At 44.6% G+C, this 16574-nt stretch carries 14 protein-coding genes and 1 pseudogene; 3 read left to right on the top strand and 12 right to left on the bottom strand.

Annotation, left to right across the window (positions count from 1 at the left end):
• Nucleotides 1-185, bottom strand: a pseudogene (locus tag F894_RS14920) (helix-turn-helix domain-containing protein); the annotation flags it as partial.
• 501 nt (nt 186-686) lie between these two features.
• Between F894_RS14920 and otsB the strand changes: the two are divergent.
• Nucleotides 687-1568: a trehalose-phosphatase gene (otsB, locus tag F894_RS08035; protein WP_005247030.1), complete on the top strand. Its 882-nt coding sequence runs from the start codon at nt 687-689 to the stop codon at nt 1566-1568.
• Complete coding sequence (locus F894_RS08040; protein ID WP_005247031.1) at nt 1525-2958, top strand: alpha,alpha-trehalose-phosphate synthase (UDP-forming); 1434 nt, start codon at nt 1525-1527, stop codon at nt 2956-2958. The genes otsB and F894_RS08040 overlap by 44 nt, the downstream gene beginning before the upstream one ends.
• Nucleotides 2959-2983: 25 nt before the next feature.
• Here the strand turns inward: F894_RS08040 and F894_RS08045 are convergent, their stop codons facing one another.
• The 7 genes from F894_RS08045 to katE all read right to left on the bottom strand — a co-directional run bounded on the left by F894_RS08045 (nt 2984) and on the right by katE (nt 9959).
• On the bottom strand, nt 2984-4228 hold the full coding sequence (locus F894_RS08045; protein ID WP_005247032.1) for an MFS transporter: 1245 nt from the start codon (nt 4226-4228) through the stop codon (nt 2984-2986).
• 205 nt (nt 4229-4433) lie between these two features.
• Complete coding sequence (locus F894_RS08050) at nt 4434-5147, bottom strand: glycosyltransferase family 2 protein (RefSeq protein ID WP_005247033.1); 714 nt, start codon at nt 5145-5147, stop codon at nt 4434-4436.
• On the bottom strand, nt 5144-5758 hold the full coding sequence (locus tag F894_RS08055) for a class I SAM-dependent DNA methyltransferase (RefSeq protein ID WP_005247034.1): 615 nt from the start codon (nt 5756-5758) through the stop codon (nt 5144-5146). Before F894_RS08055 ends, F894_RS08050 begins: the two co-directional genes overlap by 4 nt.
• Nucleotides 5748-6533 (bottom strand): PIG-L deacetylase family protein, encoded by a 786-nt coding sequence (locus tag F894_RS08060; protein WP_005247035.1) that lies wholly within the window; start codon nt 6531-6533, stop codon nt 5748-5750. The genes F894_RS08055 and F894_RS08060 overlap by 11 nt, the downstream gene beginning before the upstream one ends.
• On the bottom strand, nt 6521-7504 hold the full coding sequence (locus F894_RS08065; protein WP_005247036.1) for a hypothetical protein: 984 nt from the start codon (nt 7502-7504) through the stop codon (nt 6521-6523). Before F894_RS08065 ends, F894_RS08060 begins: the two co-directional genes overlap by 13 nt.
• Nucleotides 7505-7556: 52 nt before the next feature.
• Nucleotides 7557-7766 (bottom strand): hypothetical protein, encoded by a 210-nt coding sequence (locus F894_RS08070; protein WP_005247038.1) that lies wholly within the window; start codon nt 7764-7766, stop codon nt 7557-7559.
• 69 nt (nt 7767-7835) lie between these two features.
• Nucleotides 7836-9959 (bottom strand): catalase HPII, encoded by a 2124-nt coding sequence (katE, locus tag F894_RS08075; RefSeq protein WP_005247039.1) that lies wholly within the window; start codon nt 9957-9959, stop codon nt 7836-7838.
• 759 nt (nt 9960-10718) lie between these two features.
• Between katE and F894_RS08080 the strand changes: the two genes are divergently transcribed.
• Nucleotides 10719-11219, top strand: coding sequence for a Dps family protein (locus F894_RS08080; protein ID WP_005247040.1), 501 nt, complete (start codon nt 10719-10721; stop codon nt 11217-11219).
• A gap of 328 nt (nt 11220-11547) precedes the next feature.
• On the opposite strand, the gene F894_RS08085 is transcribed toward F894_RS08080, so the two are convergent.
• The 4 genes from F894_RS08085 to F894_RS08100 form a co-directional block, all read right to left on the bottom strand.
• A complete protein-coding gene (locus F894_RS08085; RefSeq protein ID WP_005247041.1) occupies nt 11548-12264 on the bottom strand; it encodes an ABC transporter ATP-binding protein in 717 nt (238 codons plus the stop codon).
• Nucleotides 12209-13480: an ABC transporter permease gene (locus F894_RS08090; RefSeq protein ID WP_005247042.1), complete on the bottom strand. Its 1272-nt coding sequence runs from the start codon at nt 13478-13480 to the stop codon at nt 12209-12211. The genes F894_RS08085 and F894_RS08090 overlap by 56 nt, the downstream gene beginning before the upstream one ends.
• On the bottom strand, nt 13477-14700 hold the full coding sequence (locus tag F894_RS08095) for an efflux RND transporter periplasmic adaptor subunit (protein WP_005247043.1): 1224 nt from the start codon (nt 14698-14700) through the stop codon (nt 13477-13479). Before F894_RS08095 ends, F894_RS08090 begins: the two co-directional genes overlap by 4 nt.
• A gap of 340 nt (nt 14701-15040) precedes the next feature.
• Nucleotides 15041-16564 carry a M81 family metallopeptidase gene (locus F894_RS08100; RefSeq protein WP_005247044.1) on the bottom strand — a complete coding sequence of 508 codons (1524 nt, stop codon included), beginning with the start codon at nt 16562-16564 and terminating at the stop codon, nt 15041-15043.
• Nucleotides 16565-16574 lie beyond the last annotated feature (10 nt).

The following is a 16574-nucleotide window of genomic DNA, read 5'->3' on the forward strand; positions in this document are numbered from 1 at the left end:
TGTAGCCTTATGGTTTCTGGGATACGTTCTTGTAGAGTGGCAACTTCCGCAACACTTTTACCTTCGGAAAGCCAGAGAATAGTTTGGGCACGTTGCCTTTCACGCCAATGTTTTGCATGCTTGACCAGAAAAATGAGTCGTTCTCGCTGTTCTAAACTAAGTGGTACAGAAACAATTCTAGGCATGTGTGAACATCTGTTAACTAAAAAAACCTTTTCGCATCATTAGTTATTTTTGTCAACTTATTGTATATGCCTAATTTATAAATTTATTTAAATTATTATATTTAAAAATATCTCAAAATCACATCTCCCCATATATTTTAAAAAATACAATACAAATTAATAATAAATACTATTTCTTAAAAATTGATTACAAGATACATATTCAAAAATAACGATTAAATAATAAATCTTATTATTTAAAATCCCGAAAAATACTCAATCCAGGAAAAACTTAAAATATAAAATCTGCATAATTTATTTTTAAAATTTATTAACAATACTGGATTTCTACCAAAATATTTCTAAATCTTACAAAGTAACCGTACTTGTTAAAAGTGTTTCGTTTCTGCACTTAAAGCCAGTCTGTTAAATGAAATATGTTATAAATTTAATCAGATCAATGAACATTCAGGTAGCTTTAACTTTTAAATCAATTTAATTTCAGAGGCTTAGGTAGTATTTATGTCGATTCTCAAAGAAGATCAAGACCTAGAAGATTCACTTGCTACATCTTCTTATATATTACCTCAAGTGATTTTAAATCAGCTCAAACCTATTATTTATTCTCACAAACTTGTTTTATTTCTTGATATTGATGGAACCATTTCTGAATTCCACCCAGATCCAGCAAAAAGTATAATTAAGAGCGGAACCTTAAATACCTTAAAAGAGTTACAACAATATATTCAGCTAATATTAGTGACCGGTCGCTCAATTGCACAAGCCCAAAAACTTATTTATCCATTTGACTGGAATATTGCCGGTTCTCACGGTCTGGAATTAAGCTATCAATCGCGTTTAAGCAAGTTAATTGACTTAAATCCTGAACAGTTTGAATTATTAAAAAATTATATTACAGAACATAGTAATAATATTGCTCAGACTCGAATAGAAATTAAAGACTATTCAGTCGCCCTGCATTTTCGTGAACATCCCCATTTAGAGCATCAAGTGCATGCATTTGCCTTGGATTGTCTCGCCCATTTTCAGAATTTTGAACTTAAGGCTGGAAAGTTTGTATTTGAACTGGTGCCCAAAGGGGCAAATAAAGGTTCAGCCATCCAACAAATCATTCAGCAATATCACTTAAGTGATCATTACCCCATTTTTATCGGAGATGACCTGACCGACGAAGCCGGTTTTCAAGTCATCAACACATTCAAAGGCTGCTCTATCAAAGTCGGTACAGGCAACACCGTGGCACAACATCGCCTCGAAAACGTGACTCAAGTACAGGCTTTTCTAGCGGAATTCTTAGAAATATTGAAAGCACAACAACAATTATTATTGGAGAAATTACATGTCGAAACTCATAGTGTTATCAAATCGTGTAAATCTACCTAAGTCAGACAATACACAGGCAGGTGGATTAGCGGTGGCATTGCAGGATGCTTTGCAGGATATAGGCGGTATCTGGGTTGGCTGGAATGGATCCCGAGTTGACCAGACGAAAGAGCAGAAGTTTCAAATCCTGAAGCATCAAAATGTTGAATATCACACGAGTCCATTGACTGAATCCCAATATCAAGGCTTTTATTGTGGTTTTGCCAACAATGCATTATGGCCACTGATGCACGATCAGCATCAACTTGTAGATTATCAGCCGCAGGATTTTAAGATCTATCAGGATGTCAATTTACGCTTTGCCAAGCACCTGAAACAGGTAGCATCTCCACATGATATTATCTGGATCCATGATTATCATTTTTTAAGCGTGGCGCATTATTGCCGTAAACTGGGCATGCGTAACCGTATTGGCTTTTTCCTGCATATTCCCTTTCCTGAACTAAGGCTCTGGCAGACTTTACCCGCCCATCGCGATCTGGCACATCATTTGGCCAACTACGATGTACTGGGTTTGCAGACCTCTCGCGATCAGGAAAACTGTTTAAATTTCCTTGAACAGACCTTAAAAGTGCAGCATCGTCACAATGAAATCCTGAATTATCAATCTCGAAAGATTCATGTGAAATGCTATCCGATTGGTGTGCATCCTGTGCAACTACAGAATCAGGCCTCAGATACCCATCTGGAAAAGCTTCCCTTTGATCTGGATACAGTGCAGCCTTATAAAACCATCATTTCAGTTGACCGGATTGATTATAGTAAAGGCTTATTGGAAAAAATCGGATCGTTGCAGAGCTTGCTAGAAGATCAACCGGAGTTTAAAAATCAATTCCAGCAATTACAAATTGCCTGTCCATGCCGACTGGATGTAAAGACCTATAAGAACCTGTATACGCAATTTAAAGCTGCTGTGCATGAACTCAATAGCCAGCATGGCACAGCGGACTGGTTACCCTTCGATTGCAGCTATGATACTTTGGGCCATGAGGCCTTGATGCAACTGTATCGTAAGGCAGATATTTGCTGGGTAAATTCGATCCGGGATGGTATGAATCTGGTCGCCAAGGAATATATTGCTGCACAGGATCCTTTAGATCCGGGTGTCTTGATTCTATCTAAATATGCCGGTGCTGCTGAACAAATGAAAGAAGCCTTACTGGTCGATCCTTATGAGCATGACAGTATGGCTAAAGCTTTGAAGAAGGCGCTGCGCATGTCTAAATCAGAACGTTTAGAGCGCTATCGTTATTTAAGCCAAGGCTTGAAAAATTTCGATATTATTCGCTGGCGTGATCAGTTTATCACTGACCTGAAAAACTCACAAAGCCTGCGGATCTATCGTCCGGTGGCTGCAGGAGCTTCAAACCAGTTCAGTGTACATGCCTAAATTTTTAAGTAAAAAAACACCAGCATTAAGCTGGTGTTTCATTTTGAAGAGGAGCCACAATCTCTTCGCTTTGTTGTACTTCGCTTGGGTCTGCAGTGAGATGATTTAAAATCACAATACTCAATAGACCAATCGCAATGACGCTAAATACTAAGCTCAATCCGATGATTTCACTACCAAAGCCGACCAATGCTGGCCCAATCAACGAACCTGTATAAGCAAATACCGATACATAAGACAATGCCACATGTGAAGACAAAGTTTTTTGGCGTCCTGCACGAGAAAACATCAGCGGTACAATGTTGGCACTACCTAAACCTAAAATCGCATAGCCGACCAACACCACTTGCCAGACTGGGGCAAAAACCACGGTTAATAAACCGGTTGCAGCCAAGAGTGCACTTAACAGAATCGTATTTTTTTCACCAAACTGCTGAATAATCAGGTGACCGCTAAAACGTCCTAGTACCATCAAACCCGCAAAGAAACTATAAGCTAAACCGGTTTGCGCCGCAGGCAGGCTGAACTCAGTAGCAAGATAAATACCACTCCAGTCCATAGCTGCACCTTCTGACAGAAAAGCCACAAAACAGATCAGACCAATGCCTAAAATCGCCCAGGTCGGTGCTGCTTTTTTCACCGACTGTTCTGATGATGTTTCTTCTACCGCCGTTTTTGGCTCAGCACCCAAGCTCAAAGGAACAGCAAATAAGGCAATAAGCAGCAAAATCACACTGACAATCACCGCACCAGTTAAAGGCGCCAAGCCGAATCCCATTAACATGGTCATGCCCAGTACGCCTGCTAGACCGCCTAAACTACACACTCCATGAAAACCTGACATTAAACTTTTACCGAGTTTTTTCTCAATCTGTGCAGCCTGAATATTGACAGTCACGCCCAAAGCCCCGGCACTGGCACCAAAGAAAAACAGGCTGATGGCCATCATTAAATGATTCGGACTATAAGCCAGAGCAGGCAGAATGAACAAAAATGCACTGAGAATTACGGCTAAAACAGTACGGCAACCTAAGGCATTGGCCAGTCGGCCGGCCAGTGGCATCGCCAGCATTGAACCAATCCCGGCACACAGCAATAACAGGCCAAAATCAGCATGATTTAATAACAGGCGCTGCTGTGCATATGGAATTAAGGGTGCCCAAGCCGCAGTACTAAAGCCCAAGCTAAAGAAGCACAACGCAGTCGCTATTTTCTGCCATAGATATGGTGATGGAGACTGAATTCGAGAAAGCAGTGTTTGATTGAACATTGTATTACCAAAAAAGAAGGCTCAGGCATCCATTACCGATCATCCATAGAAAAACCCCACAGACTTATAGCTAGAATGTATAAGTTTGCGGGGCTGAATTTGCGTGAATTATAAACAGAATAAATTTAAATGGAATAGTTTTTAGACACGAATTTTAAGATTTTTTACAAGTATCTGATTGTATAAAATTTATAGTTTTATGCTTTTATTTACATAGGCTGATCGGTTTTTTCGCGGCCTGCTTAAGCTCAAGTTTTTGTAGAAAATGTGCAAAACCTGCAGCAATTTTTGAGCTAAGACGACTGCTGGTAGTGACTCTCAGCTGATTCGACCAGACAATCTGCGCGTCAGCTTTTTCTAAACGACGGATGAAATCGACATCTTCATGACAGTCCAGTTGCTGAAACCCATTGACCTGTATATAAGCCGAAGCTTTAAAACACAGGTTTGCGCCATGAACATGCCGATGTCCCATGCTGTCCTGATAATGTCGGAGATAAGCCTGACGGGTTTTCCGGCTTAAATGATCCCATTGATCCAGCTCGACCACACCACAAATCGCATCGGTGGGTTGATGCTGTAACATCATCTGAAACCAGTCACACTGTACGAATGAATCGGCATCGGTACAGCAAATCCAGTCACAGCCCTGCTCGATCATTTGCTGAATCCCCAAATGGCGTGCCTTTCCGACATTTCGGAAGTCGCAGCTCATAGCCGGAATGCCCATTTGCTGAACTTTAACGGCGGTGCTATCAGTACAATGGTCCAAGACCACGAGAATCTGGATTTCAGGAAGATTTTCTATTGTTTTAAAATATTGAAAAAAATAAGTTTGTGCTGATTTTAAGGCTAACAGACAGCGTTCAATATAGGCTTCTTCATTACAGGCCGGAATCACCACACCGATTTTTTTCATCTTAAGCCCTCCTGCTCTGCTACGGATTGCGCTGAATTCAGCCAGAGATCTATCAAAAAATCGGAATCCTGCAAACTTAAACGATGGGAATAGTTTAAATGCACTTTAAGATACTGATGGACATCTTCACCATTTAGGCTAAATCCCGAGATTGGCGCGCGCCAATGACAACTCAAGATACATCCACCCGGTTCCAGTGCAGTATGCAGCCATGTCAGCACCTGTTGCAGAGCAATCGGGTTCAGATAATATAAAATCTCACTGACAACAATGAGCTCAAATTTCTGTCTCGGCAATTCATCTGGTACGACACACTGTAGCACCTGCACATGCGGATAAGCTTGTAAACGCTGCTGCGCCAACTGGATCGCAGTATCATTCGCATCCAGACACATTAAGCTATTTGTCCGCTGCGCCAGTTCCTGACTGAAGATGCCGTTACTGCAACCAATTTCAATCGCGGAGTCAAACAGCAAGCTCGGCAAGACCGCCAGACAAATCTGCCGTTTGCGCTGTTCATACCAACGCTGTTCATATTGCCAGGGATCTCCCTGATTCAGTGCATATAAGGCATCGAAATATTCCTGATCATAGGCTGCTTTACTGTTCATACAGATACACCTCCCAGGGCTGTAGAATACGTTGCAATGCCTGCTCTGGCAAAATAGGTGATTGATCTATCGTCGGATCAAGCTCGATCTGGCTCTTAAAACACCGCGCAGCTCGAGACTTATACTGTAATTCTTCCTCAGTTAATTTGAGTTGATGAGCAATGGCCCAGGGAATTCTGGTATCTCCAGGGGCTGCCCAATGCCATGCCCAAATCAAGACCTGAATACAGGGCAAATGAAGTTCAGTGGCCAGCTGCTGTGTGACTTGCCCCGTAATTTCATGATCTGGATGTCCATCATGAACAAATGTGCTAATTAACACATCATTCGGCTGCAGATAAGATTGTAGATGCTGTTGCAACACATTCCGCTGTTCTGCGACTTTACCATCCTCAATGTTTAAAGCGATCCGCAGAATATTCTGTTTTAAAGGTAATGCTTCTAAAGCTGCTCGCGTTTCAGCAGGACGAATCTGGTTCAACTCTTCGGGAGTATACAGACTAGAGCCGGGATGACTGGCTGTCCCATTGGTAACGGCAAAAAGTACGATCTGATAGCCCAATTTGTCCAGATGCTGAATCAGGCCTCCACAGCCCAAAATTTCATCATCAGGATGAGGGGCAATGATGCAGACTCTGGCATCTAGAGGAATAACCTTAGGAATATCAAATTCCGGCATCTGTTGCAGGATCTGACAGGAACGCCATTCTTCAAGTCTTGTGCCTTCACCATGGATGACACGATCCCCTACAATCTCATGTCTTATAACGTCCATAATTGTTCCTCCTGTGCAGTCAGCTCGCCAATCCGCTCCAAGTCAAATGCAGCATGACTTTGACGAATAAATACCGGAAGATCTGCTGCAAGCCGAGCGAAATGCGGATGCTCACAATACGGCCCAGCACCAAGTGCCTTACCTACATGAGTTAGTACATTTAAGGCAGTCGCTTCCACCTGAGCACGTAGGCTACGAATCTTTAACTCATGTGCGTGTTGCGGTTGCTGATCAATCAATGCAGCAACTTGATAAAATAAGGACTGTGTCGCTAAAAGCTCCCGACTAATTTCACCGAGATACATGGCCTTATAGGCATGCGGTTTTAACAATACTGCCTGTCTTAAATATTCAGCCAAACGCACGGTTGCGCCATACCAGCACGCGGCCACACCTGCGGCGCCATGCCAGAATCCGGGCCGATCCAGATAGGCATTTGGAGCTGCGACTTTTTCCACCTCAACATGATCCAGTTCCAGCCGGGCAGTCAAGGTATGCTGCATGCCCACTGCCTGCCAAGCATCCTGATGATGCTGAATGCCTTCTTGCGACAAATCTAGAATCAGTAATTGTGAATATTGCTGCTCATCACGGTGAGTCAGCAGACCGTGTTGCACCCAGACCGATGCAGAACACCAAGGCTTAATTCCGCTTAGCTTTCCTGCTTGCAATGTTAAAGGTTTGGGGCCACCTTCTGCTGCCCATACTGCCCATAAGCCTTTTTGTTCTACCGGAATATTCAGTTCATGCAGAATAGCTAAAGCATCTAAATGCGATTCATAGAGTTTACCCAGACTCAGATTGCTGGCTGAAACCTGGCTGAGTATCTGCCAGCGTTTTAAGGTCGCTCCGGAAGCGGGATAAGGCACCTGTTCGGAAATCGCCACCAGTTCCATTAAAGTGTGCTGAATTTTTTCTTGTAGCTCCAGAGGAGAATTTTCAAATCTTTGTAATATTGAACCGAGGTTCATGCATGCGGTTCCTCATAAAATACGGATAATGTTGTTGTGTTTTTAAAGTCAGTTAATGAGAAAGCTTGCGCATTTGTTTTAAACGTGTGGTCAGCCCTAGTACCTTACGCCGTGCATTAATCTCTTCTTCATTGAAACAGAGTTGCTGCATTAGTTCAGCTAAAGGCAAATGATTATGTTCAATGAGATAAATGTCCTGTTCTCTGCTCCATTTGGCTTGTTGTGCTTGTGCTAACAACTTTTTGACATCCAGTCTTACCATCTCTTCATCCATTTTAAAACCATGAGGATAGAAGCCTTAGCCTCTATCCTCTAACATAAATTGAATCGTTTAGGCAGGAATCGCTTCCGCAATCGCTTCACGCGTCCAGACACGATGGTTTAGGATTAAAGTCTTGAAGCTATCTTGTACTGCTTCAAACTGTCCGTTTGCCAGAGTTCCTTCATCGCTAACCAAACGCAGATCTTCAATCAGCTTACCTTTATCACCCAGGAACACGATTGGTTTTAAATGCTTGTAGGCTTCCAGCAGATAATGAGTCGCCACACCGTCTTTCATTACCACATCGTAATTATCACCGTCAGCAATCACCACGGCATCATAGGCAATGGATGGTTCTGCTTTTTGCATACCATCGGAAGGAATCACCTCGCCTTGCTGACCCAGTACCGGACCCGGTTTTGGGGTCAGTACATCGACCACAGCACCTTCTGATTCTGCCCAGGCTTGAACAGCTTTGATACTGGCCTCATTGGCCTTGTCGTGCACCAGTAGCGCAATTTTGCGTGCCTTAATATCTTCAGGTTTAAATGCCTCGAAAGATAAGCGTGGTGAAATCTGCACATCTGGCAATGTTGCTGCCTTTTTCTCTGCCGGAATTTCAATGCCCAATTGATCAGCAACCTGCTGTGCCAAGTCCAAATCGATATTGCAGAGCACTTCCAGAACTTCACGCTCACGAATATATTTACGTTCCACCTTGCTCAGCTCGAAGACATAGGCATCGACAATATGCTTTTGCTCATGAGGTGCCTGACTGCGATAGAAAAGGCGGGGCTGACTAAAGTGATCACTGAAAGATTCACTGCGCTGACGAATCTTGTGTCCATCAATACGCTCCTGATAGCTTTCAAAACCACCACCTTGTGCTGCGGACGGAGTTTCAGCCGGCCAGTTATTGTCAATCGAATTCGGCTCATAACTGGCTTGACCGATATGCACAATACGCTGATGTAGACCGTCACGCTGGTTATTGTGGAATGGACAAACTGGCTTGTTGATTGGAATCTGGTGGAAGTTCGGGCCACCTAAACGGCTGAGCTGAGTATCGGTATAGGAGAACAGACGTGCCTGCAATAACGGATCATTGGTAAAATCCAGTCCCGGTACGATATGTCCCGGACAGAATGCCACCTGCTCGGTTTCACCGAAGAAATAATCGACATTACGGTTCAGTACCATTCTGCCAATCGGTGTCACTGGCACCAGTTCTTCCGGAATAATTTTGGTTGGATCCAGCAAGTCGAAGTCGTACTTCATCTCATCTTCTTCTGGAACGACCTGTACACCCAGTTCCCATTCCGGATAGTTACCGGATGCAATCGCTTCATATAAGTCACGACGATGGAAATCCGGATCCTTACCTGCCAGTTTTTGTGCTTCATCCCAGACCAGTTGGGCTAGACCCTGTTTTGGCGTCCAGTGGAATTTCACAAAAACAGCTTTATTCTCGGCATTGATAAAACGGAAAGTATGCACACCAAAGCCCTGAATGGCTCTTAAATTACGCGGAATACCCCGATCCGACATGGCCCACATCACCGCATGTGCAGATTCAGGCACTAAGGAAACAAAATCCCAAAAAGTATCATGTGCAGATGCACCGGTAGGAATCTCGGTCTGTGGTTCAGGCTTGACTGCATGTACAAAATCCGGGAACTTGATCCCATCCTGAATAAAGAATACCGGCGCATCATTCGCCACTAAATCAAAGTTACCTTCTTCAGTATAAAACTTGGTCGCAAAACCACGAATATCACGTACCGTATCTGCTGAACCACGCGGGCCCTGTACGGTAGAAAAACGCACAAATACTGGCGTTTGTACACTGGTATTGGTCAGGAAGCCTGCCTTGGTCAGTTTTTCATTCCCCGGATAAGCCTCAAAATAGCCATGTGCGCCGACACCGCGGGCATGCACAATACGTTCTGGAATTCGCTCATGGTCAAAATGGGTAATTTTTTCCCGAAGAATAAAATCTTCGATCAAGGTCGCACCGCGAACGCCTGCCTTGAGACTGTTCTGGTTATCGGAAATTTTAACCCCTTGATTGGTGGTGAGTGCCTGCTCGGTCGCATCACTGCGATATGCGTCGAGCTGCTCACTTTTTTTATTGGTATTTTGTTTGTCTAAACCGTCTTTACCAGTCGCGGGGCTATTGGCCTTAATTTTCATGATGTATTCCTTGCTGAGCTTGAGTTTAGTGCAGATATTTTTGGTCTATCTCAAAGTCGCTTGAGCTGATATTTTGCATGGCTTGACCAATCAAACTCATCCCGCAAGTCAATCTGCTACAGCCGATCCTGTATCAGCCTCATATTTCTTCTTAATATGCTGACTCGAAGCATTTTTGCTCTTCTGGGAATATTGTTATTGGTTTCGCCTGTGTCCTAACATAACTGCATTTGAGAAAGAGATTTATTATTGTTTGTAGTGCCTTGTTTAATTAAGGCAGCATTGTGTTATTTTTTATAAATTTCGGGTTTATTTATGATTTAAATTTTTATCTAAGTTATTTATTTAAAATAAAATATTAAAATTTCACAGAGATATTTCGAAATAAAGATTCAGTATGGTGATATGTGATCTTGCTCACAAATAAGCGTCATAACCCAAAACGATGTTTCAATCCTGAAATGATTAGGACTTTTTAGAAGTTCAATTTGCTATGAGAAATTAACGTGCTACCGCTGAAGTATAGTCAAAATTTGACAGATTTAAATAGTTACAATCCCGCGTCCTGCTTATACATAATGACTAAACTTCCTGCCTTTATATTGATTTAATATCTATAACTTATAACCACTTAAATCTCTTAGCCTGTTAGATCAAATACAAAGTCATAGAGATCATTTCATCTCTTGGCTCGGGCTTCAGATACATCCGACTTTATTTTAATACACCGTATCGCGTTAAGTTTGAAGGAGTAAGAGCATGGCCTCTTCTAAAAAAGAATCTAAAGCAATGAAAATTGATATCGGGATTTCGCATGATGATCGCGCCAAAATTGTCGATGGTTTATCCAGACTTTTAGCAGACAGTTATACCCTGTATTTAATGACCCATAATTTCCACTGGAATGTCACTGGCCCCCAGTTCAATAGCCTGCACACCATGTTTATGACTCAATACACCGAGCAGTGGAATGCGCTGGACGTCATTGCTGAACGTATTCGGGCTTTGGGTTTTGCAGCACCCGGCACTTATAAACAGTTTGTGAAACTCACTTCTATTAAAGAAGTCGAAGGTGTGCCTAAAGCTGAAGAAATGATACGTTTACTGGTAGATGCACATGAAACTGTGGCACGTACTGCCAGAAGTATTTTCTCGATCATTGAAGAAGCCAATGATCAGCCGACTGCTGACATTCTCACGCAAAGACTGGAAGTACACGAAAAAACCGCCTGGATGCTGAGAAGTAATCTGGAACAATAAAGTCGGATTGAATCTTTGAGATCGGGCTTATGCAAGGATGAAGCGCAAACTTGTGGTAGTACCATTAAGTTCAGTTTTATCCTGACGCTTTCAATAGGTATGATTTACCGGCGCTCATTGATTAGATCAACCTGAAAAACACAATCATTAGAATTCAACTGTAAAATTTTAAGGATGTAGGCAATCGCGTACATCCTTTTTTAACAAACAGGTTGTTTCCAGATTATTTCAATCTCAGATATGGCTATCATTTTTTGAAAGCTATAAATCTGAAATATCTTTTCTATCGCTTCAAAAAATTAGCCCTCCTGGCTCCTTGCAGTACAGCTTAATCTTCAGGAGAATTGCTCGAATCGCTTTCAATCCGGCCATCGACCAGATTAATGGTGCGATCACAAGTAGCGGACAGGCGCGGATCATGCGTGACCAAAAGTACGGCGCAGTCGCGTTCACGATGCACTTTACGAAACAGTTCAAACATATCAGCCGCGGTCTGGGTATCCAGATTACCTGTCGGTTCATCGGCCAATAATAATGCTGGCTCAGTAACCAAGGCCCGGGCAATGGCCACCCGCTGCTGCTGCCCTCCAGACAGTTCATTCGGTTTACGTTCAGCAAATTTTTCCAGCCCCACTGCAGCGAGTAAATCACGTGCGCGTTGCATTGCCTGCTGATTGGGTTTGCCATGCGCCATCATTAAAGGCATGAGAATATTATCCAGTGCACTAAAGGCCTGAATAAGATGGTGAAACTGAAATACAAACCCAATACTGTTGCCGCGCAGCGCCGTACGACCGGTGTCATCCATCGCACTGGTAGGTTGTCCCAACAAGTACAGCTCGCCGCTCGTTGGTTTATCTAGCAGTCCCAGAATATTCAATAAGGTACTTTTCCCAGAACCGGAAGGACCAATGAGGGCGGCAAAGTCGTTGCGATCAATGCGCAGGTCAATACCATGCAAGACCTCAACCTCATTGGGCTGGCCAATATTATAAGACTTGCGTAGCGCTTCCAGACGCAAGACTTCCTGAGATTGCCCAGACATGACGAATCGCCTCCACCGGATCGAGTGCCGCGGCCCGGCGTGATGGCACCGCTGCAGCCAGTACGCCTGTTAATGTCGCCAATAATAGCGCCAAAATCACCAGCTCAATCGAAATTGGAATATAGAATAATCCTGGCCCAAAATTATTAAATACCCACACCAGACCATAACTGACTATGCTGCCCAGCACCGAACCGAGCAAGCCAAAGATTGCGCCCTGAAACAGAAAAACTCTCAAGATTTGCGATTGGGTTGCACCTGTCGCCCGCAAAATACCAATTTCCCGGGTGCGCTGCACCACACTGACGGACATGACGCTGGCAATCCCGAAAGCCACTGAAATTGCGACAAATACAATAATCATATTGGTGGACAGGCTTTGTGCGGTAATGGCATTCATCAGTTGGGCATTGGTTTCAATCCAGCTTTCGGCTTTTAATGAGGTCAGGCGTCCGACTTGTGCGGCAACCTGGTCTGCCTCAAAAATATTGGCAATGGTCAGGTCAATCACTGTTACGCCACCCGGCAGACCGAGTAAGGACTGCGCCTGCTTGAGATCCAGATAGACATAACGCGCATCCAGTTCGCGCACGCCCAGCTCAAAAATACCGGCAATATTCACCAAGGCACTGTTCTGTTGACCAGTATCGAGTCGCAACTTGCTGCCGACCTGAACACCGAGGTCTTTGGCCAACTGACTACCAATCAGCACATCATCCGCGCCGACCCGCAACTGGCCACTGGTTAAATATTCTTTTAATGGAATGATTTGCTGATAACGCTCTAAATTCATCCCGACCAAGGCCACTGATTCGATCGCATCACCCCGTTGTACAAAGGCAGGACCAGACACTACCGGCGAGACGGCGGTCAATACAGGTAACTGGTCTAGCGTTTCAGTAATCTGCTGCCAATTGTTGATCGAACGCAGCCGCTGCGCCCGTTTGTCTTCCTGCAATAATTGCACTGTTCCGGCGGGAGGTGACACAATCCGGTTGACTTCATCCGGTGACAACAGACGAATATGCGCCTGTGTACCTAAGGTTCGTTCAACAATATTGGCTTGCAGCCCCTGAATCAAAGCGGTAATAAAAACGATGACCGCTACGCCCACGGCGACCCCGATGGTGATCATGATGGACTGCGCGCGACCCTCGCGCAAAAAACTGACCGCGATTTTCCATTCGATCCAGAGCCGCCCGAATAAGTTTTTCAATCGAAGTTCACCGGTAATTCATTTTTGCTATTGGCCATATCCGCAGAATTCTGTAATGAACTCTGTTGTGGTTTTAAGCGAACTCTGGTGCCATTCTCCAATGAAGATTCGGCATCTGCCAGCACCTGATCACCTTCGCTCAGCCCGGATTTCACTTCTGACATGGCCAGACCACGCAAGCCTAAAGTAATCTGCTGACGCTGTACTTTTCCATCACGTACCATTAAGACCACTGCCTTATCTCCTTTGATACTACTTAAAGCATCATTCGGAATAGCCAGTGCCCGTGCTCGTTTGGCCGTTTCGACATTCACCGATACCGTCATGTCCTGATGCAGAAAATCAGGCACTGGATTGACAGTAAGTCTGACTTCTACCGTACCTCGCTGTGGGTCGATACTGGGCGCAATAAAGTTAATCCGGGCCGGGAAAGACTGATCTGGATAGGCATCGCTAATCACGGTCGCATTTTGCTGCAAGGCCAGTTGCGGTAGATTACGCTCATCTAGCGGTACCCGGATTTCTGTATTCCCTGTTAACGCAATGGTAAATAAAGTCTGTCCCGGCTGAACCAGATCACCCGGCTCGACATCGCGTGTCAATACTGTACCGGCGACTGCAGCCCGAATCTTGGTTTTGGCCAATTGCGCCTGTGCCACTGCAAGCTGTTCCCGAAGCGACGCTTCTTCGACTTGACCCGCGGCCAATGCGGATGCTTTTACCCGAGCTGTCTCATAATTATTGCGCGCGACTCTTTCTGCTTCCACAGCCTGTTCGACCTCTTCCTTCGACAGGATGCCGGCTTCTGCATTACGTCGACGTGTAGCTTCTCGGCTGGCTTGCTCCAGCTGGGCTTTGGCACTGGCCAGTTCTGCTGTAGCCTGGGGCCGTCGGCTGCTTGCCAATTCGGTCAATGCCAGCTCGGCCTGTCTGACTTGGGCCAGCAATTCATCCGATTTCAATACCACTAGCAGATCACCCGGTTTGACCTGATCGCCTTCCTGCACCAGACGTTGCAGAACCACAGCACTAATTTCACTGCCTACCTGGGCACGTGAAACTGTCGCAACACGTCCGGTCGCAACAACATTTTGTACCAGCGGCATGGCACTCAGCGTATAACTAGGCACCACTGGCCCCTGCCACCAACGAAATAGAGCAAACCCTACTGCCAGTAGCAATACGATAATGAGCAAAATTTTATAGCGGGCAGCGCGCAATGAGAATCTCCGGTTGATTCGTCTAATTTAAAATAAGAAAGTCAAAACTGTATTTGTTTTTTCCCTAAGGTTTAATTTACAACAAGTTTCTAATTGGAATTATAGGTATTTTGTTGAATTTGAAAAGAATGTTGAGTTCCTGTCCACTTTTATGAGCTAGCTTAAGTCGGTGTCAGTGAATTTAATCAATAACAGATCCAGACACGGGATCAGGTAACAGAAAATTGTATTAAATTTCTCTTGAGTTCAAGGAATGGGAGCTTTCATTAAAAAACAGGCTAGATCATGATAGAGCTCGCCTGTTCAATCGCTTGGGTGTTAATTGGATATTAGTTAAATGTTAGACCGTACGACGCAATGGCTGATCACGTTGCGCCAGACTTTCGCCCATCGGCACAAGCCGTCTATCAGGATCAATCTTTTGCCAAGGCAGGTCATTCGGGTCTGCTTTCATGGCTCCAGGCGCTTTCGCGACTAAAATGGCAGCAGCCATGTCCTGAAAATCTGCACGAAAATGTACCGAGCTTTTCACCACGATGATCGATTTATCTTGAGGCACAACACCAAAAATTCTAAACATATTACGATCGAGCAACTGGGCTTTGTAGGAACTGACTGCAATTTCAATACCATCTATTTCCAGTAATACACTCGGGCCGATATCCGCCTCAACGCCATGCATCATGGGCCCGCCATAGCTGAATTTCCCATCGCTATAGGCTTTGATTTTAAATTCAGCGCTAAATAGAGCATCCCCCGCAATACCTGATGTTCCGCCCAATTTCGCATAAAAATGCTGACCAAGCTCAAGCTGATAGGCTTGTTGCACCACCGCAGGATCAACAATAAGCCCAATCAGTGCATTTTTAACCTGATGCCGATGTAGCGCCGATAGCATCCCGGTCGTATTCGAATCACCACCGGCTCCCGGATTATCCTGAGTATCTGCAATCACCACGGGTCTGGTCGAATGATGCTGTTGATAAAGTTGAAGTGCCTGCAGCACGGCATGATCGGGTGATAAAAAACCCATATTCCAATGCGTTTCTTGTTGCAGCACATGGGCGATATAGCGTTGCATGGCCTGATCTAACTGCACAGCATTTTCACTATAGCCCCAGATACAACCACCACATTCGGCAAAATCTGCCGCCGGAAAACCCGGCGTGAAATTCATCTGGACAGGATTATTTTGTTCTAGCTGTTCGAGTAAATTCATACAAGACTGGGTAGGTTCCAGCTCGGTACATTGTGCATTCAGCGCAATCAAAAACGGCAGCTTATACATTTGCTTATGCAGCTTTTTACCCCGGAATATTTGATCCAACACTTGAGCGCAACGTTGTCCGGTTTGGGCCATATCTACATGCGGATAGGTCCGATAGCAAATCAGCACATCACTATGGGCAAACATCGCTTGCGTGACATTGGCATGGAAATCCAGACTGGCAATTACCGGAATATCCGGCCCAACTGCTTCACGAACCCGTCTTAACAATTCGCCTTCACCATCATCCACCTGTTCACTGACCATAGCACCATGCAGATCCAGATACACCGCATCTGCCGGATGCTGCTGGATGCTTGCAATAATTTCATCACAGATCTGCTGGTAAGTGTCCTGCTCTACATGCGCTGAAGGTGAAGTGCCCGCCCAGATCACCGGTAAAAGTTGATACCCGAATTGTTCCGCTTGTTGAATAAAACCGCCAATCGGAATGTTCTGTTCCCGAAATTTCAGGATATCTGCGCCGCGGCTAAGCGGCGGAAATCCCCCACCCTGGACAAAATCCGCGTAGCTTGCTTTGGTCGGGGCAAAGGTATTGGTTTCATGTTGAAAGCCCGCAATGATGATTTTCTTCATATCCTGAATC

The organism is Acinetobacter sp. CIP 51.11 (assembly GCF_000369665.1).
In the GTDB taxonomy this organism is placed as follows: Bacteria; Pseudomonadota; Gammaproteobacteria; order Pseudomonadales; family Moraxellaceae; genus Acinetobacter; species Acinetobacter lwoffii_S.

Bases quoted from the DNA above. Each gene is read 5' to 3' on its own strand.
- otsB (WP_005247030.1), top strand. From the start codon at position 687: ATGTCGATTCTCAAAGAAGATCAAGACCTAGAAGATTCACTTGCTACA.
- F894_RS08040 (WP_005247031.1), top strand. From the start codon at position 1,525: ATGTCGAAACTCATAGTGTTATCAAATCGTGTAAATCTACCTAAGTCA.
- F894_RS08045 (WP_005247032.1), bottom strand. From the start codon at position 4,228: ATGTTCAATCAAACACTGCTTTCTCGAATTCAGTCTCCATCACCATAT.
- F894_RS08050 (WP_005247033.1), bottom strand. From the start codon at position 5,147: ATGAAAAAAATCGGTGTGGTGATTCCGGCCTGTAATGAAGAAGCCTAT.
- F894_RS08055 (WP_005247034.1), bottom strand. From the start codon at position 5,758: ATGAACAGTAAAGCAGCCTATGATCAGGAATATTTCGATGCCTTATAT.
- F894_RS08060 (WP_005247035.1), bottom strand. From the start codon at position 6,533: ATGGACGTTATAAGACATGAGATTGTAGGGGATCGTGTCATCCATGGT.
- F894_RS08065 (WP_005247036.1), bottom strand. From the start codon at position 7,504: ATGAACCTCGGTTCAATATTACAAAGATTTGAAAATTCTCCTCTGGAG.
- F894_RS08070 (WP_005247038.1), bottom strand. From the start codon at position 7,766: ATGGTAAGACTGGATGTCAAAAAGTTGTTAGCACAAGCACAACAAGCC.
- katE (WP_005247039.1), bottom strand. From the start codon at position 9,959: ATGAAAATTAAGGCCAATAGCCCCGCGACTGGTAAAGACGGTTTAGAC.
- F894_RS08080 (WP_005247040.1), top strand. From the start codon at position 10,719: ATGGCCTCTTCTAAAAAAGAATCTAAAGCAATGAAAATTGATATCGGG.
- F894_RS08085 (WP_005247041.1), bottom strand. From the start codon at position 12,264: ATGTCTGGGCAATCTCAGGAAGTCTTGCGTCTGGAAGCGCTACGCAAG.
- F894_RS08100 (WP_005247044.1), bottom strand. From the start codon at position 16,564: ATGAAGAAAATCATCATTGCGGGCTTTCAACATGAAACCAATACCTTT.